The sequence below is a fragment of the Trinickia sp. NRRL B-1857 genome (assembly GCF_050470685.1).
Classification (GTDB): Bacteria; Pseudomonadota; Gammaproteobacteria; order Burkholderiales; family Burkholderiaceae; genus Trinickia.
Window position 1 is genome coordinate 1755008 of record NZ_JBFLUK010000011.1, and the last position, 25064, is coordinate 1780071.

Below are 25064 nucleotides of genomic sequence, written 5' to 3' on the forward strand. Positions count from 1 at the left end.
TAGGAGTCGTTTCTTCCGATGAACTCCGTAACAGAACACCCGTCGCCTCGTAGCTGGACCACGCTGCGCGACGAGAAAGCGCGCCGGCTAGCGGCGGTAGCGCCGTGGCTCGAAGACGGCATCCTTCCGCGAGAACGGATCGTCGACGCGCTTCAAGTATTGATCCATCCCGGCGATCGCGTCGCGCTTGAAGGCGACAACCAAAAGCAAGCCGATTTCCTGTCTCGCTCGCTCGCGCGCGTCGATCCCGATATCGTCAACGGCATCCACCTGCTGATCTCGAGCATCAGCCGCCCCGAGCATCTGACGCTGTTCGAACGCGGCATTGCACGCAAGGTCGATTTTTCGTTCGCGGGACCGCAGAGCCTACGCGTCGCTCAACTGCTCGAAGACGGTCTGCTCGAAATCGGCTCGATCTACACGTACGTCGAGCTTTATGCACGGATGTTCGTGGACCTGACGCCCCGCGTCGCGTTGCTCTGCGCGGAAAAGGCCGACCGGCACGGCAATCTGTACACCGGCCCCAACACCGAAGACACGCCGACGATCGCCGAGGCCGCCGCCTTCAGGCACGGCATCGTCATCGTTCAGGTCAATGAAATCGTCGATACGCTGCCGCGTGTGGACATACCGGGCTCGTGGGTCGACGTGGTCGTGCAAGCGGACAAGCCGTTCGCCGTCGAACCGTTGTTCACGCGCGATCCGCGTCACATCGGCGACTTGCAGGTGCTGACCGCGATGATGGTCATCCGCGGCATTTACGAGCCGTATGGCGTGACCTCGCTGAACCACGGCATCGGCTTCGATACCGCGGCCATCGAATTGATTCTGCCGACGTACGGCGCAGAACTCGGCCTGAAAGGCAAGATCTGCACGAACTGGACACTCAATCCCCACCCCACGCTGATTCCCGCCATCGAATCGGGATGGATCGAGAGCGTCCATTGCTTCGGCAGCGAAGTCGGCATGGAGGCCTACGTTGCCGCGCGCCCCGATGTATTCTTCACGGGCCGCGACGGCAGCTTGCGCTCCAACCGCGTGCTGTGCCAATTGGCGGGCCAATATGGTGTGGACCTGTTCATCGGCTCGACGCTGCAAATCGATGCGGACGCCAATTCGTCGACCGTCACGCGCGGACGCCTTGCCGGTTTCGGCGGCGCGCCGAACATGGGACACGATCCGCGCGGCCGGCGTCACGCGAGCGAGGCGTGGCTCAAATTGGCGAAGGCAAACGCCGGGCCGATCTCGCGCGGCAGCAAGCTTGTCGTTCAACTCGCCGAGACCTACAAGAAAGGGGGCGAGCCCACGTTCGTCGATGAACTCGATGCGATCGCCGTCGGCAACAAAAGCGCCATGCCGATCGCGCCCGTGATGATTTACGGCGACGACGTCAGCCACGTCGTGACCGAGGAAGGCATCGCTTACTTGCACAAGGCCGAGGGTGTCGAAGAACGGCGCGCGGCGCTGGCCGCCGTTGCCGGCGTCACGCCGATCGGCTTGCGCGCGAAGCCCGAGCGCACGGCCGAACTCAGGCGGCGCGGCATCGTCGCCTACCCCGAGGATCTCGGGATTCGGCGCGCGCAAGCGAAGCGCGCATTGCTGGCCGCTCGCAGCATCGACGATCTCGTAACCTGGTCGGGCGGCCTATATGCGCCGCCGGCTCGTTTCAGGAGTTGGTGACGCATGCCTACGCGAGTCGTTTGCAACGTAAAGCGCGTCGAGCCGGTTCCGGCTACGCCGGACGATGATTTCGCAACGCGGCTCGGCCGCATGGCCACCGACGCATTGATCGAAGAGGCGCACGCAACCCCGAAGCCCGCGCTCGTCGATCGGCGCGGCAACGGGGCACATCGCGATCTGAACCTCGCCTTGATGGAGCGCTCCGCGCGCGTGCTCGAGCCGACGTTCGCCGCCCTCTCGCGGGCGGCTCGCGGCATGCGTCCGTCGGCCGCTTTGCGCGCCGAATTGGGCGCGATCGGCCGAGCCGGGGAAGCGGTCATGCTAGGCGCCACGCAAGGCAGCAACACCCATCGCGGGGCGATTTGGATCGTCGGCCTACTGGTTGCGGGCGCAACCATCTATTCGGAGCTGGTGCAGCCGTCCCTATCGTCCGCCGAAACGATCTGCGCGATCGGCGCGCAAATCGCTTGCTTTCCCGACCACGGCGCACCGATCACGGCAAGCAACGGTTCACGCGTGCGCGCGCTTTACGGCGTAGGCGGCGCGCGGCGCGAAGCGCAGGAAGGCTTTCCGCATGCCTTGCATATCGGGCTGCCGGCGTTACGCGCCGCGCGCCTGCGCGGCATTGCCGAGAGCGCGGCGCGAATCGATGCGCTTTTAGCCATCATGACGACGCTCGACGATACCTGCCTATTGCATCGCGCCGGCCCACCGGCGCTCGCCGCCGCCAAGCGAGGCGCGCAAACGGTCCTATCGTTAGGCGGCAGTTCGACGGCCGAAGGACAAGCTGAATTCGCCCGACTCGAATCGCATCTGCTGGCGCTCAATGCCTCCCCGGGCGGCGCCGCGGACTTGCTTGCGGCAACCCTATTTATCGACAGGCTGGCGCCGCCGAGCGCCTCCAAGGGAAAACAAAGATGGAGCATCTAACGTTCGATTTCCCGGCGCGTCGCACGGTCGCCGCACGCGCTCATGTGGGCGTGGTCGGTTCGGGCGACCTCGAAGTGCTGCTCGCGCCCAGCGAGACGATGCAAGCCCGCGTGATCGTCAACACGAGCGTAGACGGCTATTCGCACATTTGGAAAAGCGTCCTCGAACGGTTCTTCACGCGTTACGACGGGGCCGCTTCGATCGAGATCAACGATTTCGGCGCGACACCCGGCGTTGTCGCACTGCGTCTGGCCGAAGCGGCGGAGCTTTCCGACGCTGGGCAGGGAGCCGGCGAATGAACACGCTCCACGCAACCGCCGCCGCGCCTTTCATGGCGCGCGCGAGTTTCATCGAATTGACGGCACGCGAGCGCGCTCGGTGTCTGCTCGACGCCGGCACGTTCCGCGAATTGCTCGGCCCCTTCGATCGCATGACCTCGCCGTGGCTGCCGCTACAAGGGATCGTTTGTCAGGCCGACGACGGCGCAGTCATTGCGCGTGGGACGATCGACGGCCAAGCGGCGGTCGTCTGCGCGATCGAATCGGCGTTCCAGGGCGGAAGCATCGGCGAAGTGTCGGGCAGCAAGATCGCCGGGGCGCTTGAACTCGCGCTACGAGACTGCGAGCGCGGCAAGATCGTGCGTCCCGTCATCGTCTTCGAAACGGGCGGCGTGCGGCTGCAAGAAGCGAATCTCGGTCTCGCGGTCATCGCCGAAATTCAGGCCGCCATCGTCGCGCTGCGACGCTATGTGCCCGTGGTAGGCGTCATCGCCGGCATGGTCGGATGCTTCGGCGGCATGTCGCTCGCGGCCGCGCTCTGCACGCGTTTAGTCATGACGGTGCAAGGCCGGCTCGGCATGAACGGCCCCGAGGTCATCGAACAAGAAGCCGGGATCGACGAGCTCGACGCCGGCGATCGGCGCCGCATCTGGCAACTGATCGGCGGCGAGCAGCGCGTCGCAACAGGGCTCGCCGATCATCTAGCCGGCGACGACGTGGACGAGATCCGTACCGCCGTGACAGCCGCGTTCGCGGCCGGCGTGCCCGCGATCCACCGCACGCAAGCGGTCGATCATTACCTAGCGCTACTCGCGCGCGTCGATCCCGCGACGATCTCGCCCGGCGATATGCGTGCGCTTTTTGGAAACGGCGAGCGTCGCTCGGCCGCGCACGCATCGACCGATAAGGACGCCCAATGAACGAGACGATTGCCCTATCGCGCGGCGAACGATGGCTGCGCGCGCTCGCGGGTACGCCCGCCGGCAACGCGCCCGTTCGCTATGCCGATGCCGCGCTCGGCGCCGAGCCGGCCCGCTTCATCGCCGTCGTACCCGATCCCGAGAACCGCTTCCCGCGCGCGCGGGACAACGTCATCGGCCTCGAGCAAGGCTGGCGTCTTGCGCAGGCCGTACGCGAGACCCTGAACACGGACGCGACCGCTGCCGCAAAGCGGCCCATCGTGGCGATCGTCGACGTCAAGAGCCAGGCCTACGGTTATCGCGAGGAAATGCTCGGCATTCATCTCGCGTGCGCGGCGGCTGTCGATGCCTATGCGTCCGCGCGGCTCGCCGGTCATCCGATCGTTGCGTTGATCGTGGGCCCGGCGATGTCGGGCGCCTTTCTCGCACACGGCTACCAGGCCGATCGCATCCTCGCGCTCGATGCGCCCGGCACGATGGTCCATGCGATGGGCAAGGAAGCGGCGGCCCGCGTGACGCGCCGGTGCGTCGAGGCACTCGATGAACTCGGTGAGACCATCACGCCGATGTCGTATTCGCTCAAGGGCGGATTCGCGAAATTGGGCTTACTCGACCAACTCATCGAAGGCGTCGATGCGGACGCGCCGACCGACACGCAGATCGCCACCGTGCGAGCGGCCCTCGAGGCCGCCGTGGCAGCGGCGCGCAACGGCTCGCGCGAGCTTTCTCGTCGGCTCGATTCCGAAACGGCGCGGACCACGCGCGCAGCCTCCATCGAAGTGCGGCGGCGGCTAGCGTCGCAATGGGATGCAGATTGACGAATGTTGGACGAGATGAGCGAGTGTGATTTGCCCGAAGCAATGACATTCGGCGCGCACGATCTGCTCCGGCTCGATGCGTTGCCGGTGGCGACCGACGCGCCTCGGTGGCTTGCCGATGCGTTCGCGCTCGCGCCGTACGCTGTGGTGCGCAGGGCGCAGGCGCCCGAGGATTTCGTCGCCGTCGGCTTTCGCGGCGCTACGCGCGCCGAACGGTACGGTGCATATGTGCCGCGTGCGGCCGTCCTCTCGGCGTATCCGCCCGAACGACTCCGCGAACGAAGCACGAGCCCCGCCCGCGCGGCGCTCAAAGCCTTCGCCGCGCTTCGCGAAATCGTCCAGAGAGGCACCCTCGATGCGCTCGTTTGGGGACCCACGGGTAGCGTCGGCTTCGAACTGACTACGACGCAGCCGACCGTCACGCAAACGAGCGATCTCGATCTGTTGATACGAATGCCGTCGCCGCTTTCTCGCGCCTATGCACGAATGCTATGCGAACGTTTGGCCGAACTCGAACGAGACCTAGGCCTGCATATCGACGCGCAACTCGAAACGCCTGCCGGAGGCGTCGCGCTCGTCGAGTGGGCGCAAGGCAAGCCGCGCGTGATGGCGCGCTCGGTGTGCGGACCGCGACTTGTCGACGATCCGTGGGCCGGGCCTTCGGTCGGCGAGCACGCATGATGCTCGCACTGCTCTATCCGGGCCAAGGGGCGCAAAGCGCCGGCTTCCTGCATCGCCTGCCGCCGCACGGCGTCGTGGCATCGACGATCGAGGAAGCCTCCGATGCTTTATCGCTCGACGTTCTGAGCCTCGATTCGGAAGAAGCGCTGCAATCGAGCGTGGCCGTTCAAATCTCACTCGCCGTCGCCGGCGTGGCGACTGCACGGCGACTTGCCGAGGCCGGTATCGAAGCGCAAGTGCATGCGGGTTTGTCGGTCGGCGCCTATGCCGCGGCCGTCGGCTGCGGGGCCATTGCCTTCGCCGATGCGCTGCGGATGGTCAAGAGGCGCGCCGAGTTGATGGAACGTGCTTACCCGAAGGGCTACGGCCTATCCGCGATCGAGGGGTTGACCGAGGCGCAAATCGAAGCGCTGATCGGCACCGAGGGCGCGCCGGGCGGCGGCTGCGTGTATGTGGCAAACGTGAACGCGCCTCGTCAAATCGTCGTGGCCGGCTCCGACGCGGCGCTCGATGCGTTCAATGACCGCGCGCAAGCGGCGGGTGCACACCGCGCGAAACGGCTCGCGGTCAGCGTCCCTTCCCACTGCGAACTCTTGCGGGACGCCTGCGATACGCTCGTCGACTATGCCTCGGCCATACCGGTCGGTACGCCGAAGCATCTTTACATCGGCAACCGTCGCGCACGTGCGCTGTACCGCGGGGACGATGTTCGCGATGACCTCGCGACGAATATGCGCTACACCGTGCGATGGTTCGATGTACTGACGACGATCGTCGAGCGTGGCGCGACACTCATCCTCGAAGCACCGCCCGGGCGCGTATCGACAGACATCGTGCATGCGGCGTATCCGGACGTTGCCGCGCTTGCGGCGGCCGCGTTCGCCGACGATCGGTTCATTGAAAGCGTGAAACGACGGATCGGGGACGGCGCGTAACTATCGCCGGCGTTCGTGCGACCTACGTCATGCGTCGAACCGAAGCCAATATCCCGCACGCTTTCTTTCACTTTTATTTCATTTGACGATCACTGCGTCGTTGCGACGTAAATCGACGAGAGATTGGCGAGATCGCGCTGCCATTCTCCTGCCCAATCGGCCCGTTCATCGGCCATCATTGACCAATCGAGACGATCGAGGGGCATGCGTGCACGGCGTAGTGAAACACCGAGCGCGGCGCCGGCTGATGCCCCCCGAATCGGCAATACATTCTAAAAAAGGGCCGCGAATGAATCCAAACGACAACGTGCGTCAGATCGATCAACTCACAGGGCTCCGTGCCTTCCTCGCCCTTTGGGTCGTTACTCGGCACCTCTTCCATCCGTTCGAGAACGGCGCATTTATCGATTTCGGCACCCGCTTCCTCGCATTCGACCAAGGCTATCTCGGCGTCGACGGCTTTTTCATTCTGAGCGGCTTCATCCTCGCGTACAACTATGCCAACGGCCGGCCGCTCGACTATCGGGCGTTCGTCGGCGCCCGATTCGCACGCGTCTATCCGGTCCACTTCGTGACGTTGCTTGGCGCTATCGGTCTTGTCTGCATCAGGCACTTCGTCTTACACAAGCATGTCATCGGCACTGCGCAAAACACCTATCCGGCGCTCGCGGCGAATTTCGTTTTGCTCAATGCGTGGTCGTTCGATTTCGTGACCGGCTGGAACGATGTCGCCTGGTCGGTTAGTGCGGAATGGTTCGCGTATGTCTTCTTCCCGCTCTTCGTCGCACTGGCGCCCGCACGTAACCGGCTCTTCGCGGCGGTGCTGCTCGTGGTGCCCGCCGGCGCGCTGGCGGCGCTCGAGTGGCACTCCGCAACGGCACTCTCGCTGCCCGGAGGGCTCGCACGATTGATTCCGGAGTTCTACGCCGGAGTCCTGCTGTTTCGCCTGCGGCGTGCCTCGGCATTCGCGACGCTGCCGCGCATGCTCGGTCTCGCGGCAATCGGCATCATCGCGCTCGGCATCGTCGTTCGGCATGATACGTTGACGGTAATCGGCCTGGGCCTGCTCATCTTCGGGCTGTCCTCCAACGCCGATTTCGTCGCGCCGCTGCTGGCGTTTCGTCCGATCGTCTATCTTGGCGAGATCTCGTATTGCCTCTACATGGTGCAACGCTTTCCGATGGAAGGCCTATCGATAGCACGCAAGGCGAGCGCCGCGCTCGCAGGCTCGCCGACGATGCAGGTTTTCGTTTTGCTCGCGATGCTGTTCGCCGCAAGCCACTTGACGCATCGGTTCATCGAACTGCCCGGCAGGAAATGGCTGCGGCGCGTGCTCTCGCCTCGGCACGTCCAGCCGCAAGCCGCCACGACGTTCGCCCCGCAAACGGCAACAGGCATCATGCGCGAGCAAGGGGAAGGCTCGGCTACTTGATTTCGAATTCGATTTTCCCGAATCCTTCGATCGACCCACGCACGACGCCGGGCCCCGTCGCCACGTAAAACGGCGTATAGGAGCCCGTCGAGAGGATGGTACGCGCCGGAATCGAATGCCCCGTTTCGAGCGTGCGGGCCACGAGCCACGCGATCAAGCGCCGCGGATCGCCCGCGGGATGTTGTGCCTTGCCTTGAAAGATCGAGTGGTCGCCGCAGTAAAAACTGACATGCGGCATACTGAAATCGAAATTCCGATCGTATGGGCGTGTCTCGCCGATCACGAATGCCCCATTGTTTTGTAGATCGGCCAGTTGCAGCAACGGATCCACCTCCGGCCAGGACTCGAAGCGGCTGTCGACGATTTCGACGACGACCGACATCGTATCGATCGCATCGATGACCTCATCCGCTTGCTCGGACAAAGTATGGTCCACATCCTCGGCAAAGCTGAAAGCGATCTCGAGCTCAAGCCCGATCCGCGCGTAATCGCTTTGACGGATACCAGTCGCCGCGCCGAAAACCTTGGTCGCCGGTAAAGGCGAGCACGACGGGACCGCCGTCGGCGAGCCGGCGCCGATCTTGTATCCGGCGCACCCGCCCAGTTCTGCCAACACGAGTTGCTGCACGAGGTAGGCATCGTCGGCGTTCGTGGGCTTCTCGGCCCCTAACGAGCCCGGATCGATGAGCGTATGCGTCCGGCGCGCTTGCACCAACCGCGCGGCCAGTTCTTGCGGATGGGTCATGATCTTCCAATATCGGATGGGCCGATATAAGAATGGGCGGCGCGACACGCGCCGCCCATTCGTCAGTCTAGGATCTATCCGAGTCGAGTTAGAACTTGTGGCGAATCCCCACGCGCGCCACGGCCTGCTTCGAGGTGCTCGACAAGTCGTCCGCCCCTGGAATCAACGCATGATCGAGCGAGGAGCCGGTGCTGTCGCCCGCCACCTTCTGGAACGCGCCTTGGATATAGACGTCGGTGCGCTTCGAGAGGTTGTAATCGACCATCAGCCCGAACGTATGGATCTTCGGCTTCACGCCGCCGAGCGTCGTGTCGTAGGTTTCCATCGTGTAGATGTACTGCGCCCCAACGTAGAGCGCGGGCGTGAGTTGATATTTGCCGTTGACTTCGAAGTTTTGGAACTTAAGCGTATTCACCGTTGCGCCGGCGAGCGGCCCGGTGGTGGGCAGCAAGGACTCAGCGTTGGTTAAGTACGAGTTATTGCCCGTGGGGTTGCTGATATTCGTATTCGTATAAACGAAGCCGGCAGTGGCGGGCCCGAACGTATAGTTGATACCGCCGCCGAAGATACGCAGCCGCGAGGACACGAAGTTCGCGTCGTTCGTCGCAATGGCGCCGCCCGTCGTCACGCCCGGATTGTTCGCCTGCAAATAGGCCGCGGCCACCAGCAAACCGCCGCGCTGATACTGCCCGCCGAGGCTGTACTGCCGGTTATTCGAGAAACCCGTGTCGTTACTGAAACTATACGTGCCTCCGAATTGGAAGCCGGCGTAGTCAGGGCTCGCGTATTTGATCGTATTATTGACGCGGAATGAATTGTCCGTATTGTCGTTATCGAACGGGTGGGACAGCAAATAACCGCCCCAGTTGCCGTTACCGGTGGTGGGTGCCAGATAGTCGACGAGCGCATCGTATTGGCGGCCCAGCGTAACCGTACCGGCTTCGCTCGACAGACCGACGAAGGCCTGCCGGCCGAACATGCGAGAGCCCTGCCCCAGGCGGCCGGAGTTCAGGTCAAAACCGTTTTCGAGCTGGAAGACCGCCTTCAGGCCGTTGCCCAAGTCTTCGGCGCCCTTGAGCCCCCAGCGACTGCCCTGCACGTCGCCGCTGGCCAACTCGTAATTATGGTTGCCTTGCACGTTGTTGGTGTAGTTGAAGCCTTCGTCAATCACGCCATACAACGTCACGCTCGACTGCGCGAACGCGGGTACCGCAAATGCCCCTAAAGCGGCGAGCGAAAAAAGGTGTTTTTTCATCTAGTGCTCCAAGCCGGCTAGTGAATTCGAAAGGTTTTATTGACCGGGCCGCGCCCGACTGCTTGTTGTTATCGGCGATTGGATCGCTCTGGGCCTTCCTCGCACTATTCGTCGCCACGCATCGGCGACGCGATGCACAGAATGGTTGCACGAGCGAGTCGGCAAGTCCATCCCGCGTTGCGGACCTACGCCGCATCGTTGCTTATTGCCAACTCATTCGCCTATGTCGGCACTGCAATCGGAGATCCAAGGCGATAGCGATCGGCAAAAAATATGCGCAAGCTGGAATTAACCCTGAGAACTATTTGCCGAGAACTAGCAGGAAGCCCTTAGATCAAATTGGAAGGCCGTCTACTGTGGATCGGCCGGCTTGTCCCTGTCGATTTGGCAAAAAATTGCCGTGACGAACGGGCCGACGTGATGAACGATGGCCGAACTCCCGCCCGCTCTGACCGCGGCCTGCACGCTGTCGGTCGAGCCGAGCACGACCGCGCCGTACGCGGAGTCGGCAAGCGGTTTACCGTCGCCTTTGTGGAACATCGGATCGTCCTTCTGATATCCGACGATTGCAAAAACGTGAAAGCCGAATGCCGTCAAGTCTGCGGCGCGGGTGGGATTGAATGCGTTGATCGAATTGGGTTCGACGTGTGACGGATGCGGATCGATCAGACCTTTCGACTCGAGTGCACCGACGAAGTCGTGCGCGGGGCGGTCGCAGTGTAACGGCTCGTCGAGCGACGCGGCGAAGGCCGGGGCGCAGGAAATGCCGGCGATAAGGACAGTGGCGAATGCGAGGGCGAAACGGTTCATCATGGCTGTGGCGCCCGCGGTGCGACCGGGCATGATTATCGATTTGGATTTGCCGCGTCGCACGCAGCGTGCCGAATCCAATTTAGGCGAAAGCGCGGCACTTTACCGCGTTTTACGGCCGCCCGCCGGTTCAGGCCACCGCCGAGCGCCGAGGCCCGCGCCATGCCCTGTATGTCGTGCTAGAAAGCAGGCCCACGCAAAAGCGTATATATTTCCGAGGATGGATAAACGCGCCGACTCTTCTAATCGCGCCATTGCGCCCATGCCTCGTACATGGGATGCTCGGCTCGCTCGCCGTCTCGTCACCCCGCTTAAAGCATCGCGCGTTACCCCGAACCATCTCACCACCGTTCGGCTGGCCGTGGGCGTCGCCGGAGCGGTCGCGCTTGCGCGCGGCGGGTTCGTCGCGACCAACCTAGGCGCGCTGCTTATCGTCCTATCCAATTTCATCGATCACACAGACGGTGAACTCGCGCGCATCAGCGGTAAATCGAGTAAGTTCGGCCATTTTTACGATTTGGCGAGCGATGCGTTCGTCACCATTGCGCTGTTCCTTTGCATGGGCCTCGGCGTCGCGGCACTACACGGCGACAGCGCGCTCTCGCAATCCACTTGGCTCGGCGCCGTCGCCGGAATCGCCGTTGCATTGATCTTTTATTTGCGGATGCGCATCGAATCGATGGCAGGCAAAGTCGGCACGCGGCAAGCGTCGGCAGCAGGATTCGAAACCGAAGACGTACTTTATTTATTACCGCTCGTAACACTCACGCGCCAGGTCGAGCCCTTCGTCATCGCCGCATCGATCGGGGCACCCGTATTCGCGCTGTGGGTCGCGATCGACTATCGGCGCGTCATGCGCCGCACCGGCCCGTCCCCGCAGCAATCTAGCGAAGCATGGGGGTCGCGGTGAATGCGCGCGTTCAAGAGGCATCCGTGCCGGTATCCGCAGGGCGGGACGAGTTTCCGACGATCGATGATACGGTGAGCGCCTCGTTACACAGCCTCGATCGTAAGCAACTACGCGAGCGGTACGTCGAGCAAGGCGCTTTTCTTTACCTCGATGCATTTTTGCCGCGCGAGCTGACGGCCCGCCTCGCCGATAGCGCGCGAGCGCTTTTGCCGGCCGTCAATCGCAACTACCTGCCCGGACACAAGCAAGGCGGCAGCGTGAGCCGCCATACGATCGACCGGCTCGCGCCGCAGATCGCCGAGCTCTATCGCTCGCCCGCGCTCATCGATTGGCTCGAGGCGATTACCGGCGATAGGCTCCTGCCTTCGCCCGACGACGATCCGCACGCCTACGCGCTGTACTACTACACGCGAGAGGGCGATCATATCGGCTGGCATTACGACACGTCGTACTATGAAGGGCGGCGCTACACGCTCTTGCTCGGCGTGATAGACGATTCGTCATGCCGTCTCGACTATGAATTGCACACGCGCACGCCCGGTGCAACGGCCGTGCCCGGTTCGATCCAGTATCCCCCGGGCGCGATGGTGCTGTTCGACGGCGACAAGCTTCGCCATCGCATCACCCCGTCGAAAGCCGGTGAGATGCGCGTATCGCTGACTTTCGAATACGTCACCGACGCACGCATGCGCCCATGGCGCCGGTTCGTTTCGAACATGAAGGATGCCATCGCTTATTTCGGCTTCCGCCAAGTATTCAACGTGTCTCGCGCGAACGGTAAGCCGTCCGCCGGCTCGGACTCCGCATGACGCGTACCGCCGCGATTTTGTTATCGCTGGGCATCGCCGTTTTCGTCGCATTGCTCGCATGGCAAGGCGCGGGCGCCGTCGCGGCAACGCTTGCGACAGCCGGCTGGGGCTTAGCGCTCGTCGCGGCTTTTCATCTCTTTCCGCTCGTTATCGATGCGGCTGCGATTGCCGTACTGATCGGAGGCGCTGCCTCGTTCGCGGACGCGTTGCGTGCGAGGTGGGTCGGCGAATCCGTCAATAGCTTGTTGCCGGCCGGTCAAATCGGCGGACCCGTCCTAATGGCGCGCCATCTCGCACAAAGAGGTATCGCCATGCACGATGCGGCGGCCGCCGTCACCGTGTCGACCACGATGCAGTCCGTCGCACAGATTGGATTCGCGCTGTTGGGGTTGCTCATGTTCGCCGCCTTTGCCGACGATCGCGGCGCCGGCACGATCCATGCCTTGCATCTCGCGGCGCTCGGTGCAAGCGGGGTGCTGGCCGTTGCGGTAGGAGCGTTCTATTACGCGCAGCAACGCGGCTTGTTCGGTCGATTTTCGCGTCTGCTCGGCAAGTTCTTCGGCCCGCACGGGGCGATGGCTTCCGCTACGCGCGCCGATGCGATCGATGCGGCGGTACGCGCCCTGTATCGCCGGCGCGGAAAAATCGCCGCTACGTTTGCGCTGAGCTTGATCGGGTGGCTCGTGGGGATCGGCGAAGTCTGGCTCGCGCTCTTATTCATCGGCCACCCCGTGAGCTGGCTCGATGCCTTGCTGCTCGAAAGCGTGGGGCAAGCAATACGCGGGGCCGCGTTCGCGATTCCGGGATCGCTCGGCGCTCAAGAGGGCGGCTATTTGCTGCTCGCGCACGTGGTCGGCATTTCGCCCGAGGCCGCGCTCGCCTTGTCGCTGGCCAAGCGCGCACGAGAGTTGGCACTCGGGCTGCCCGGCATTGTCTATTTGCAGTGGAGTGAAAGAGATTGGCGACGCCGGCGCACGCCCGGCTTGCCCCTTGCCGATTGACGCATCTAGGCCGTCGCGCCAGTCGGCTCTTGCTAGGAGAAGAAAAACATGCGAGCGATCATTCTCGCCGCGGGCCTCGGCCTGCGCCTACAGCAACCGCCGCAACAGCAATTTCCGAAGTGCCTGTTGCGCTTTCAAGGCGTGACGCTGCTCGAGCGCCATTTGCGTGCACTCCGTGCGCTCGGGATCACCGAGGTCGAGCTTGCGCTCGGGTTCCAGCCCGAACAGATCGAAGCCGAACTCGATCGGATCGAATGGCAACCGCGGCCTTCTATCGTCCTGAACGAACGCTACGACCTCGGTAGCGTCCTCACCGTGCACACGATGGCCGATGCGCTCACGCGCGGCGGCGACGTCCTGCTGATGGATGCCGACGTTCTCTACGACGAAGGCATTTTGCGAGCGTTGGTGGAAGGCCCGAGCGTCGACCGGTTGCTGATCGACCGCGATTTCGAAACGGGCGACGAGCCCGTGAAGCTTTGTATCAAGCAAGGCGTGCCGGTGGAACTGCGCAAGCAGCTGGCGGTGGGGCTGCAATACGACACGATCGGCGAATCGGTCGGGTTCTTCCGCTTTCGCGAAGACACCGCGCGCAGGCTGGCGCAGATCGTCGCCGGGTACGTGAGCAGCGGCCGGCAAAATATGCCGCACGAGGAAGCCGTACGCGATTTGCTGCTCGAGGGGGGACGCCACTACGACGTGGCCGACGTCACGGGCCTGCCGTGGATCGAGATCGACTTTCCGGGCGACGTCGCACGCGCCGAAACCGAGGTGCTGCCGCGCCTCGCTCAACCCGCGGGAGTTGCACGATGAATGCCCGGGACCCTGGTATTGCCGCTCGCTCGCGCTTCGAGCGACTACGCGACATGCTTGTTAGCGACGAACTCGAATTCCTCATGGAAGCCCACAACGGTCTGTCCGCGCGCATCGTGCGCGAGGCCGGCTTCAAAGGCATCTGGGCTTCGGGACTGGCGATCTCCGCGCAATTCGGCGTGCGCGACAACAACGAGGCCAGTTGGACTCAAGTCGTCGATACGTTGGAATTCATGGCCGACGCCAGCGACCTGCCGATTTTGCTCGACGGCGATACGGGCTACGGCAACTTCAACAATGTGCGGCGTCTCGTGCGTAAGCTCGAGCAGCGCGGGATTGCCGGCGTGTGTATCGAAGACAAGCAATTCCCTAAAACGAACAGCTTTATCGGCGGCGAACGTCAACCGCTGGCCGACGTCGACGAGTTCTGCGGCAAAATCAAGGCCGGCAAAGATTCGCAGTCCGAAGCAAGCTTTTCGATCGTCGCGCGGGTGGAAGCCTTGATCGCGGGTTGGGGCTTGCAAGAAGCGCTCGAACGCGCCGAGGCGTATCGCCAGGCCGGAGCCGATGCCATTCTGATTCACAGCAAGCTGTCGCGTCCCGACGAAATTTTGGCGTTCGCGCGCGAGTGGGCCGGCCGCGGGCCGCTCGTCATCGTGCCGACGAAGTACTACAGCACGCCCACCGAAGTATTTCGCAAGGCGGGGATCAGCACGGTAATTTGGGCGAATCACCTCGTGCGCGCGGCGGCTTCGTCGATGCAAGCCGTTGCGAAGGAAATCCACGAGAGCGAAACCCTCGTCAATGTCGAGGATCGGATCGCAAGCGTCGAGGAGATCTTCCGTCTGCAAGATGCCGACGAATATGCGGCGGCCGAGCGCGTCTACCTTTCCGCATCGCGCAAACCCGGCGCCGCGATCGTGCTGGCGGCGAGCCGTGGACACGGCCTCGAAGCCGTCACGGCCGATCGACCCAAGGTCATGCTGCCCGTGGCCGGCAAGCCCCTCCTGCGTTGGCTTGTCGATGCGTTCAAAAAACAAGCCGTCAACGACATCACGGTCGTAGGTGGCTATCGTGCCGATGCGATCGACGCGGCGGGCATCAAACTCGTCGTCAATCAAGCGCATGCGCAAACGGGCGAGCTCGCCTCCCTCGCATGCGCCGTCGATGCGGGCGAATTGACGACCGATACGATCATCTCGTACGGCGACCTGCTGTTTCGAAGCTACATCTTGCGAGATCTCGCCGAAAGCGATGCGCCGTTCACGGTCGTCGTCGATTCCTCGCACACGCAGATGTCGAACCAAAGCGTTAGAGACTTCGCTTATTGCTCGACACCCGACGACCGCGCGCTGTTCGGCCGCAAGACGTTGCTCGAGCGCATTCATAGCGGGAAACCCGGCGTCGCGCCACCCGACGGCCGATGGATCGGACTGCTAAGCGTTCGGGGGCACGGTATCGAGCGGTTGCGAACGATGCTGGCCGAGCTGCGTCGGCAGCCCGATTTCGACGCTCTAGACGTGCCGGCGCTGCTCAACGCGCTCATCGACGCCGGAGAGCAAATCGAGGTGCAATACGTACACGGGCATTGGTGCGGCGTGAACGACCTCGAAGATTTCCGGCGCGCGGGCGACTTCGCGCATGCGCAAACGCCGTTCGCCGTCGGGCGCAACGGTCAGGGCGGTGCCTCATGATCGAAGCGGCACAATTCGTCGAAGCGGCCCGTAGCCGCGGATTTACGTGGTATGCGGGCGTACCCTGTTCGTTTCTTACGCCCTTCATCAACTACGTCCTTCAAGATCCTTCGCTGCACTATGTCAGCGCGGCCAACGAGGGCGACGCGGTTGCGTTGATCGCGGGCGTGGCGCTCGGTGCGCAGGGCGGCGCGCGCGGCATCACGATGATGCAAAACTCCGGGCTCGGGAACGCCGTCAGTCCGTTGACCTCGCTCACGTGGACCTTCCGGCTGCCGCAGCTCCTCATCGTCACATGGCGCGGCGAACCGGGCGTTGCCGACGAGCCTCAGCACGCTCTGATGGGGCCGATCACGCCGTCGCTGCTCGAGACGATGGAGATCCCTTGGGAGCCGTTTCCACGCGAGGCCGAGGCAATCGAGCCCGCGCTCGCCCGTGCCGTCGAGCATATGGATAAGACGGGTCGCCCGTACGCACTCGTCATGCAAAAAGGCAGCGTATCGCCCTACCCGCTCGACGATACGAAAGCGACGCCGCAGCGCACCTGCACGCCGCAATCGTATTGGCGGGGTGCGACGCAAGACGGCTTGCCGTCGCGGCACGATGCGCTCGAACGCGTGATCGCGTACACGCCCCTTCAGTCGACGGTGGTACTCGCATCGACGGGTTTTTGCGGACGCGAACTCTATGCGTTGGGCGACCGGCCGAACCAGCTTTATATGGTGGGGTCGATGGGATGCGTGACGCCGCTCGCGCTCGGCCTTGCGCTCGCGCGGCCCGATCTGCATGTGGTTGCCCTCGACGGCGATGGCGCGGCGCTCATGCGAATGGGTGTGTTCGCGACGATCGGTGCATATGGGCCAGATAATCTCACGCACCTTTTGCTCGATAACGGTGCACACGATTCCACGGGTGGACAAGCGACCGTCTCGCACCATGTCTCCTTCGCGGGCGTCGCGGCGGCGTGCGGTTATGCCCTGGCGATTGAAGGTGAGGATCTTTCGCTCGTCGATACGCTGTTTATGCGCCACGCCAATGACGATACGCGCCGCGGCCCGCGCTTCGCACGGCTGACGATTCGGCGCGGGACACCCGATGGCTTGCCGCGCCCGACCATTTCCCCCGCCGACGTCAAAACGCGATTGATGCGGCATATCGGGGCTGTTTAAGGAATGCCCTCTATGAAAACATTGTTGCTGAATCCCGGCCCCGTTACGTTGACCGATCGCGTGCGGCAAAGCTTGTTGCAGCCCGATCTATGCCATCGCGAAAGCGAGTTTTACGATTTGCAGGACGAAGCGCGTGCTCGGCTGCTCGACGTCTATCGGCTCGATCCGAAAGCGTGGTCGGCTGTGCTGATGACGGCGTCGGGAACCGGCGCCGTAGAAAGCATGATCGCTTCGCTCGTGCCGCAAGAGGGCAAGTTGCTCATCGTACAAAACGGCGTTTATGGCGAACGGATCGCGAGCATCGCGAAGCAATACGGCATCGCGCATGAGATCGTGGCGCACGATTGGATGCAGGCGCCCGATTTGGCCCGCATCGAAGCGTGCCTCGATGCGAACGGACCGTTTTCGCACGTGGCGATCGTGCATCACGAGACGACGACCGGGCGGCTCAACGATCTGCGCGCGATCGGGGCGTCGTGCCGTTCCCGCGGCGTGCAGTTGCTCGTCGATGCGGTCAGTAGCTTCGGAGCCGAGGCGATCGATTTTGAGGACGCGAACATCGCTGCCGTTGCCGCTACGGCCAATAAGTGCCTGCACGGTGTACCGGGGGCGGCTTTCGTTGTTGCCCGTCGAACGGCGATCGAAGGCGCGGCTAGCCGTACGTATTACCTCGACTTGGCTCGGCTTGCTAAGCTACAAGCGCAGCGCAATACGCCTTTTACGCCATCTGTACACGCGTACTATGCGCTTGTCGAAGCGCTGCGCGAGTTCGAGGAACAAGGGGGACTCGAGGCGCGGCACGAGCGCTATGCGAGGCTTGCGGAACAGGTGCGTAGTGGGCTCGCCTCGCGAGGTATTGCCTCGGTTCTGCCACCCGAGCAGTCTTCGGTAGTGCTGCGCGCTTATGCGTTGCCGGCAGGGGTTGGATACGAAGTGCTGCACGACGGGTTGAAAGCGAAGGGATTCGTCATCTATGCCGGACAGGGCGATCTCTCGAAGCAACTGTTCCGTATTTCGACGATGGGCGAGATCGAAGCGGCAGATATGGAGCGGTTGTTACAAGCGTTCGATGTGCTTACGCGCTGATTGAGGGGTGCGTATGAGATGAGGTATCGCCGGTTTCCGCAAAAACAAACGGAAACCGGCGACCTTACATCGCGCGAACCTTAGCGATGCCAGGCAGAACTAACGGCAAGCATCACGTTCGGATCCGTGATCGTCGGAGTGGACGTCGACGTCGGATCGAAACCGGGATTGTTCGCGGAGAACGTGGCCATAGCCTGAACCAACTGGCTCACCGCGCCTGCCCCCAGCAGCGACTTCCCGCCTGCGCCGTTGTCGACCTCGATCGTCTGCAACGAGGTAACCGCCGACGTTGACCAGCCATTGATCGTGACGTGGTCGCTCGTCCCCATCATGTCGATGACAAGGTTGCTACCCGACATCTTGAACCAGAGCTGGTTCGTATCGACGCCACCGAGCAACAACGTGTCGTGATTCGAACTGTTAGCCTTCGTCGCTTCGTTGATCGTGACCGCGCCGCAGCCTCGGCTAGCCTCGAACAAGTCCGCGCCCGTCCCCGCGTAAATCGTGTTGTTCTTGCCCGCGGTGATCGTGTCGTTATGGTCGCCGCCACGAATGCTGTCGCCCGCAGCCCCGACGATCCGGTTATCCACGCCGTTCAACGCATACAGCATGTTGCCACCTGCGCTCGTATCCGTGAATACCAGGTTGTTCGTGACCGCCGTGTAGTCCCATTTCGTGCCGTCGGCAAACGAAATCGCCGGACGATTCGAGGTGCTGCCGAAGTAGCCCGTGAGCTTGAGCGAATCGCCATTGCCGAAGCTCAAGACGAGGTTATTCGACAAATCTCGCGCGACCTGTGTGTTCGATGCCGAGATACCCGCACCAAGCTTCACGACGTCTTGATTCTGGCCGCTGCTCTTGGTCGAGTAATTGTCGTTCAGCACGACCTGCCCGCTACCGACGCCCACGATAATCGTATCGGTACCCCGACCCGCGTACACGGTGTTGTTCTTGCCCACCGTGATCGTATCGTTATGATCCGCCGCGTAGATAGCATCGCCCACGGCTCCTACGATCCGGTTGTCCACGCCGTTCAACGCATACAGCGAATTGCCGCCCGCCGTCGTATCCGTGAACACCAGGTTATTCGTGACCGCCGTGTAGTCCCACTTCGTGCCGTCTGCAAACGTGATCGTCGGCCGGTTCGAGGTGCTGCCGAAGTAACCGGTCAGCTTCAGCGAGTCGCCGTTGCCGAAGCTCAAGACCAGGTTGTTCGATAGATCTCGCGCGAGCTGCGTCGTCGACGCGGCGATACCCGTTCCAAGCTTCACCACGTCTTGAGTCGAACTATTGTTCTTGCTCGAGTAATTGTCGTTCAGCACCACCTGCCCGCTGCCGACGCCCACGATAACGGTATCCGTGCCCCGACCCGCGTACACGGTATTGTTCTTACCCACCGTGATCGTATCGTTATGATCCGCCGCGTAGATAGCATCGCCCGTGGCTCCCACGATCCGGTTGTCCACACCGGTCAACGCATACAGCGTATTACCGCCCGCGGTCGTGTCCGTGAACACCAGGCTATTCGTGATCGCCGTGTAGTCCCACTTCGTGCCGTCGGCGAACGTAATCAGCGGCCGGTTCGAGGTGCTGCCGAAGTAGCCGGTCAGCTTTAGCGAGTCGCCGTTACCGAAGCTCAAGACGAGGTTGTTCGACAGATCTCGCGCGAGCTGCGTCGTCGACGCGGCGATACCCGTTCCAAGCTTCACCACGTCCTGAGTCGAACTGCTGTTCTTGCTCGAGTAATTGTCGTTCAGCACAACCTGCCCGCTGCCAGCGCCCACGATAACCGTATCGGTACCCCGACCCGCATACACGGTGTTGTTCTTGCCCACCGTGATCGTATCGTTATGATCCGCCGCGTAAATGGCATCGCCCGTAGCCCCCACGATCCGGTTGTCCACGCCGTTCAACGCATATAGCGTATTGCCGCCCGCGCTCGTATCCGTGAAGACCAAATTATTCGTGACCGCCGTGTAGTCCCACGTAGTACCGTCGGCAAACGCGATCGTCGGCCGGTTCGAACTGCTGCCGAAATAACCAATCAGCTTCAGCGAGTCGCCATTGCCGAAGTTCAAGACCAGGTTGTTCGATAGATCTCGCGCGATCTGCGTGCTTGACGCCGAGATCCCCGCCCCAAGCTTGACCACGTCCTGATTCGAACTGATGCTCTTGCTCGAGTAGTTATCGTTCAGTACCACCTGCCCGCTACCGGCGCCCACAATAACGGTATCCGTGCCCCGACCGGCATAGACGGTGTTGTTCTGCCCCACCGTGATCGTGTCGTCGCCGTTGCCTGCATAAACGGTGCTGTTTTTAGCCGCCGTGATCGTATCGTTACGGTCGCCGCCGTGGATGGAGTCGCCCGCGGCACCCACGATCCGATTGTCCACGCCGTTCAATCCGTACAGCGTATTGCCGCCCGCACTCGTATCGGTGAACACGAGGTTGTTCGCCACGACGGAGTAGTCCCACTTCGTGCCGTCGGCAAACGTGATCGTCGGCCGGTTGGAACCGCTGCCGAAGTAACCCGTCAGCTTGAGCGAATCGCCGTTGCCGAAGTTCAACACCAGATCGTTCGACAGATCTCGCACGATCTGCGTGCCCGCTGCCGAGATCCCCACGCCCAGCGCCACGACATCTTGATTCACGCCACTACTCTTGTTCGAGTAGTTGTCGTTCAATACGGTTTGCCCGCTGCCCACACCCACGATAATCGTGTCCGTGCCTCGACCTGCATTCACGGTGTTGTTCTTTCCCACCGTGACCGTATCGTTACGGTCCGCCCCATAAATCGTATCGCCCGTCGCGCCCGCGATCCGATTGTCCACGCCGTTCAAAGCATAGAGCGTCGTGTTGCCCGCACTCGTATCCGTGAACACTAGGTTGTTCGTGATCGTCGTGTAATCCCATTTCGTGCCGTCGGCAAACGCAATCGTCGGTCGATTGAGGTTGCTGCCGAAGTAGCCGACGAGCTTCACCGAGTCGCCGTTACCGAAACCGAGAACCAGGTTATTCGATAGATCCCGCACGATCTGCGTATTCGATGCCGAGATGCCTGCGCCCAGCGCCACGACGTCTTGATTCACGCCGCTACTCTTGTTCGAGTAGTTGTCGTTGAGCACGGTTTGCCCGGTGCCCGTGCCCACGATAATCGTATCCGTGCCTCGACCTGCATTCACGGTGTTGTTCTTACCCACCGTGATCGTATCGTTACGGTCCGCCCCATAAATCGTATCGCCCATCGCGCCCACGATCCGATTGTCCACGCCGTTCAAAGCATAGAGCGTCGTGTTTCCCGCGCTCGTGTCCATGAACACCAAGTTGTTCGTGATGGCGGTGTAATCCCATTTCGTGCCGTCGGCAAAGGCAATCACCGGCCGATTGAGGTTGCTGCCGAAGTAGCCGACGAGCTTCACCGAGTCGCCGTTACCGAAACTGAGAACCAGGTTGTTCGATAGATCCCGCGTGATTTGCGTGCTCGATGCCGAGATCCCCGCGCCCAGCGCCACGACATCTTGATTCACGCCGCTACTCTTGTTCGAATAATTGTCGTTCAGCACGGTTTGCCCGCTGCCCGCATTGACGACGATCGTATCCGTGCCTCGGCCTGCATTCACGGTATTGTTTTTACCCACCGTGATCGTATCGTTACGGTCGGCCCCATAAATCGTGTCGCCCGTGGCGCCCACGATCCGGTTGTCGACACCGTTCAAGGCATTCAGCGTGTTGCTACCGGCGCTGGTGTCGGTGAACACCAGGTTGTTCGTAATGGTCGTGTAATCCCAGTTCGTACCGTCGGCAAAGGTAATCGTCGGCCGATTGAGATTGCTGCCGAAGTAGCCAAGGAGCTTCAGCGAATCGCCGTTACCGAAACTGAGAACCAGGTTATTCGACAGATCCCGAGTGATCTGCGTATTCGATGCCGAGATCCCCGCGCCGAGCGACACCACGTCCTGATTCGCGCCGCTGTTCTTGTTCGAATAGCTGTCGTTCAGAACAACCTGCCCGCTACCCGCGCCCACGAGAATGGTATCCGTCCCTCGACCCGCGTAGACGGTGTTGTTCTTGCCCACCGTGATCGTATCGTTGCGGTCGGCTCCATAGATCGTGTCGCCCGTGGCCCCCACGATCCGGTTATCCACGCCATACAAGGCATTGAGCGTATTGCCGCCTGCACTCGTATCCGTGAAGACCAGATTGTTCGTGATGGCGGTGTAATCCCAGTTCGTGCCGTCGGCAAACGAAATCATCGGCCGGTTCGAACCGCTGCCGAAGTAGCCGGAGAGCTTCAATGAATCGCCATTGCCGAAGTTCAGGATCAGATTGTTCGACAAATCTCGCGCGATCTGCGTGCTCGATGCCGAGATGCCCGTACCGAGTTTCACCACGTCTTGATTCAAACCGCCGGTCTTGCTGGCGTAACCGTCGTTGAACACGACCTGCCCGCTACCCGCGTTGACGATCACGGTATCCGTCCCACGGCCCGCGTAGACCGTGTTGTTCTTGCCCACCGTGATCGTATCGTTTCGGTCGCCCGCATAAATCACGTCGCCCGCCGCGCCCACGATCCGGTTGTCGGTACCATACAACCCATTGAGCGTATGGCCCCCACCGCCCATGTCCGTCAGCACGACATTGCTCGCGACGGCCGTGTAATCCCACTTGGTGCCATCGGCAAACACGATCACCGGCTGATTGGCGGCATTGGAGAAATAGCTCGCGACGGTCAGTTGACTTCCACCGTTGAACACCAACACGAGATTGTTCGACTGATCGCGATAAGCAATGGTTTGCGCGGCCGTAATGCCGCCTCCGATCTGCACATCGTCGAGGTTGAACCCGCCGACCTTGCTCGATTCGTTCAACGCAACGTTGCCGAACCCCGGCTTGAGTACGAACGTGTCGCGCCCTGCCCCGCCAAATAGCGTTTCGGCACCCGTGCCCGCGACCAGCATGTCCGTACCCGAACCGGCATAAAGCGTGGACTTGTCCGTGCCCATCAAAATGTTGTCGACGCCGGCCTGTCCCCGGATGACAAGGTGGCTCGCGTCGGCAACGATCACATTGGCACCGAGCGCGGCGAGTTGACCCGAAAAGCCCGATTGCGCCAAGGAACCTTGAGCACGCAATGCCGTCATGACTTGCTGCCCGAAGTCGCCCAAACTCTTCAAGGTCGAGCTCAAATCGACAATGACGTTTGCCGTGGCGGTGGGATCTTTCTGATACATGCCGCTCAGGCTAGCGACCATGGCGGACACGTCGAGAACGGCCTTTCCGTTCGCATCGAGCGAGAGTTGCACGCCGGCGCAGAGGTCTTTCAGTTCGGACTGCGCAAGCAGTTGCCCCGTGACGTAGGTCGATAGCTCGTCGAACGCGTTCGACAAAATGCCCGCGTCCGTATGGCGCGGATTGGGATCTGCGCCGGCGCCGTAATTCGCGGCGTAGTGCTGGCCGAGGAACGACTCGAGCGTCTCGATCTTACGTGCATCGATGACGTGGCCATAGATGTTGTTGTCGCGACCGTTCGGGTTGTTCTGCGCAACGCCCGCCCACGTATAGATCAAATCGGTGACGATCTGAGCGCGCTGGGTAGGATCCGTCGTACCGACGAACGATTGCACGAGCCCTTGCAGTTTCCCCGTCGTATCGAGCGCCATTGCGGCGTGCAAGCTGGGGACGTTACCGAAGCCGGCCAAATCGGGTAAGGCGGCAATTGTAGCGTTGACCGATGTCTGCGTCGTATTGATCGTTCTGGCCGTATCCACATTCAGCCAAAGATCTTCCATCGTATGCGTCTTGCCGTCCGCCGTCGTGAACGAGCTGATCGCCAAGTGCTTATTGCCGTTCGCATCCGTGACGTTTTCGCCCGTATAGGCGAGGCTGATCGAGGTGATACCCAGTTCCGTCAGCGTTTTGAGTTCGCCCGCCTCCGACTTGCCGTCGCCGTTCGCATCCACCCAGACCCGAAGATTCGCGAACCCGGCATCGTGACTGTCGATGACGCCGTCGCCGTTCGAGTCGAGCGATGCGAGTGTCGTGAAGCCGTTCGCGGCCGCGGTCGTCGCATCGGTACCCGCGTTGCCGATCAATTCGTCGCCCGTGATGTTGCCGTCGCCGTTCTTATCGAGCACCAAGATGCCCTCGTCCGGCGTGACCCACGCGGTTTGCTGGGCAAACCCGGTTCCGTTGTAGTCGAAGTGCGCGCCGGCGTTGATCCCAACCGTTCTGACGCCCGAACCGGTCAGGTCGAGCACCAGCGGATCGACAGGTCGCAACGCGGTATGAAAGAGCGATTGCAACGAAGAGATGAGCGAATTCTCGGAGCTCGGGAACTGCGCCTTCTTACCGAGCGTACCGTCGACGAACGCAGCCCCGGCCGCAATCGATCGGCCATTGTTCGGCGTATTGAAATCCGGGCCGCTCGTATCGATCTTCCAATTGACGATCTTATGGAGAAAGTTGAGCGTGCCGCCGCCAAGCAGTGCCGATTCCTGACCGAAGCCGGAGTACTCGGAGATGACGCCGAGGTTGAACGAGGCCGCATCGGTAAACGCCGATACGAAGCAATCGGGATTGACGCCGGAGCTTTGCGGGTAGGTCCGCTGAAGATCCTGAGGACCGTTCGGCACAAAAGCACCGGTCATCATTCCAGCCGCCGCCATAAAGTTGCCGGAGCCGTCGGCACCCACGTCGCCTGGCGCGAGCGGCGTGCCGGGACCGTTCAGTTGCGCCGCGACTTGGTTAGCGAACGAAAGCGCACCGTCGATCGTGTAATCGGCGGGAACGATCAGATAGCCGTTTGGGTTGGCGTTTTGCACGGCGGTCCCATCGCTCGTGTAAATCGGCATCGATGTCGCCGTGAGCGTATTCGGATCGCTGATGTATTGCCCGTTATATGTCAAGAAGCGTGCGGGAACCAGTTGCCCAGACCTACTCTTTACATAGAAAATAAGATCGCTCATATTGTTTTATGACCTTAGAAATCGGGTAATTTGTCGTCTTCGAAAAAAAGCGCGTAGTAGTTGCCGCGAAGATGTGATACGGAGAACCCCACTATCCCAAACGGAACTCCGCTCATGCGATGCGCGGCTTGCT

General features: G+C 61.9%; 19 protein-coding genes. 15 read left to right on the forward strand and 4 right to left on the reverse strand.

Going from position 1 to position 25064, the window contains the following annotated elements; translation table 11 throughout:
• Window positions 1-18: 18 nt before the first annotated feature.
• The 8 genes from mdcA (at window position 19) to AB1286_RS28215 (ending at window position 7674) form a co-directional block, all read left to right on the forward strand.
• Complete coding sequence (gene mdcA, locus AB1286_RS28180) at window positions 19-1680, forward strand: malonate decarboxylase subunit alpha (protein ID WP_430366486.1); 1662 nt, start codon at window positions 19-21, stop codon at window positions 1678-1680.
• 3 nt (window positions 1681-1683) lie between these two features.
• The gene (locus AB1286_RS28185; RefSeq protein ID WP_430366487.1) at window positions 1684-2610 is read left to right on the forward strand and encodes a triphosphoribosyl-dephospho-CoA synthase; all 927 of its coding nucleotides are present in this window, start codon (window positions 1684-1686) and stop codon (window positions 2608-2610) included.
• Window positions 2598-2909: a malonate decarboxylase subunit delta gene (locus tag AB1286_RS28190; RefSeq protein WP_430366488.1), complete on the forward strand. Its 312-nt coding sequence runs from the start codon at window positions 2598-2600 to the stop codon at window positions 2907-2909. The genes AB1286_RS28185 and AB1286_RS28190 overlap by 13 nt, the downstream gene beginning before the upstream one ends.
• Entirely contained in the window at window positions 2906-3808 is a 903-nt protein-coding gene (locus AB1286_RS28195) for a biotin-independent malonate decarboxylase subunit beta (protein WP_430366489.1), read from the forward strand. Before AB1286_RS28190 ends, AB1286_RS28195 begins: the two co-directional genes overlap by 4 nt.
• Window positions 3805-4626 (forward strand): biotin-independent malonate decarboxylase subunit gamma, encoded by an 822-nt coding sequence (gene mdcE, locus AB1286_RS28200; RefSeq protein ID WP_430366490.1) that lies wholly within the window; start codon window positions 3805-3807, stop codon window positions 4624-4626. The genes AB1286_RS28195 and mdcE overlap by 4 nt, the downstream gene beginning before the upstream one ends.
• Window positions 4627-4656: 30 nt before the next feature.
• Window positions 4657-5307, forward strand: a complete 651-nt coding sequence (locus AB1286_RS28205) for a malonate decarboxylase holo-ACP synthase (protein ID WP_430366491.1) — start codon at window positions 4657-4659, stop codon at window positions 5305-5307.
• The gene (gene mdcH, locus AB1286_RS28210) at window positions 5307-6242 is read left to right on the forward strand and encodes a malonate decarboxylase subunit epsilon (RefSeq protein WP_430367350.1); all 936 of its coding nucleotides are present in this window, start codon (window positions 5307-5309) and stop codon (window positions 6240-6242) included. The genes AB1286_RS28205 and mdcH overlap by 1 nt, the downstream gene beginning before the upstream one ends.
• Before the next feature lie 289 nt (window positions 6243-6531).
• Window positions 6532-7674 (forward strand): acyltransferase family protein, encoded by a 1143-nt coding sequence (locus tag AB1286_RS28215; RefSeq protein ID WP_430366492.1) that lies wholly within the window; start codon window positions 6532-6534, stop codon window positions 7672-7674.
• On the opposite strand, the gene AB1286_RS28220 is transcribed toward AB1286_RS28215, so the two are convergent.
• The 3 genes from AB1286_RS28220 to AB1286_RS28230 form a co-directional block, all read right to left on the reverse strand.
• Window positions 7667-8419 (reverse strand): 2-keto-4-pentenoate hydratase, encoded by a 753-nt coding sequence (locus AB1286_RS28220; protein ID WP_430366493.1) that lies wholly within the window; start codon window positions 8417-8419, stop codon window positions 7667-7669. The genes AB1286_RS28215 and AB1286_RS28220 overlap by 8 nt on opposite strands.
• Window positions 8420-8507: 88 nt before the next feature.
• Window positions 8508-9674 carry a porin gene (locus tag AB1286_RS28225; protein WP_430366494.1) on the reverse strand — a complete coding sequence of 389 codons (1167 nt, stop codon included), beginning with the start codon at window positions 9672-9674 and terminating at the stop codon, window positions 8508-8510.
• Window positions 9675-10025: 351 nt separating this feature from the next.
• Window positions 10026-10517, reverse strand: a complete 492-nt coding sequence (locus tag AB1286_RS28230) for a hypothetical protein (RefSeq protein WP_430366495.1) — start codon at window positions 10515-10517, stop codon at window positions 10026-10028.
• Between the two features lie 187 nt (window positions 10518-10704).
• On the opposite strand from AB1286_RS28230, the gene AB1286_RS28235 reads away from it, so the two are divergent.
• Genes AB1286_RS28235 through AB1286_RS28265 form a run of 7 tightly spaced genes read left to right on the forward strand, consistent with a single transcriptional unit; the run spans window position 10705 to window position 17966 of the window.
• On the forward strand, window positions 10705-11394 hold the full coding sequence (locus AB1286_RS28235; protein ID WP_430366496.1) for a CDP-alcohol phosphatidyltransferase family protein: 690 nt from the start codon (window positions 10705-10707) through the stop codon (window positions 11392-11394).
• Window positions 11379-12203 carry a HalD/BesD family halogenase gene (locus tag AB1286_RS28240; RefSeq protein WP_430366497.1) on the forward strand — a complete coding sequence of 275 codons (825 nt, stop codon included), beginning with the start codon at window positions 11379-11381 and terminating at the stop codon, window positions 12201-12203. Before AB1286_RS28235 ends, AB1286_RS28240 begins: the two co-directional genes overlap by 16 nt.
• Window positions 12200-13204 (forward strand): flippase-like domain-containing protein, encoded by a 1005-nt coding sequence (locus AB1286_RS28245; protein ID WP_430366498.1) that lies wholly within the window; start codon window positions 12200-12202, stop codon window positions 13202-13204. The genes AB1286_RS28240 and AB1286_RS28245 overlap by 4 nt, the downstream gene beginning before the upstream one ends.
• 48 nt (window positions 13205-13252) lie before the next feature.
• A complete protein-coding gene (locus tag AB1286_RS28250; RefSeq protein ID WP_430366499.1) occupies window positions 13253-14017 on the forward strand; it encodes an NTP transferase domain-containing protein in 765 nt (254 codons plus the stop codon).
• Complete coding sequence (gene aepX, locus AB1286_RS28255; protein WP_430366500.1) at window positions 14014-15711, forward strand: phosphoenolpyruvate mutase; 1698 nt, start codon at window positions 14014-14016, stop codon at window positions 15709-15711. Before AB1286_RS28250 ends, aepX begins: the two co-directional genes overlap by 4 nt.
• On the forward strand, window positions 15708-16880 hold the full coding sequence (gene aepY / locus AB1286_RS28260; RefSeq protein WP_430366501.1) for a phosphonopyruvate decarboxylase: 1173 nt from the start codon (window positions 15708-15710) through the stop codon (window positions 16878-16880). Before aepX ends, aepY begins: the two co-directional genes overlap by 4 nt.
• Before the next feature lie 12 nt (window positions 16881-16892).
• Window positions 16893-17966 (forward strand): 2-aminoethylphosphonate aminotransferase, encoded by a 1074-nt coding sequence (locus AB1286_RS28265; protein WP_430366502.1) that lies wholly within the window; start codon window positions 16893-16895, stop codon window positions 17964-17966.
• 80 nt (window positions 17967-18046) lie between these two features.
• Here the strand turns inward: AB1286_RS28265 and AB1286_RS28270 are convergent, their stop codons facing one another.
• On the reverse strand, window positions 18047-24931 hold the full coding sequence (locus AB1286_RS28270) for a calcium-binding protein (RefSeq protein ID WP_430366503.1): 6885 nt from the start codon (window positions 24929-24931) through the stop codon (window positions 18047-18049).
• Between the last annotated feature and the right edge of the window lie 133 nt (window positions 24932-25064).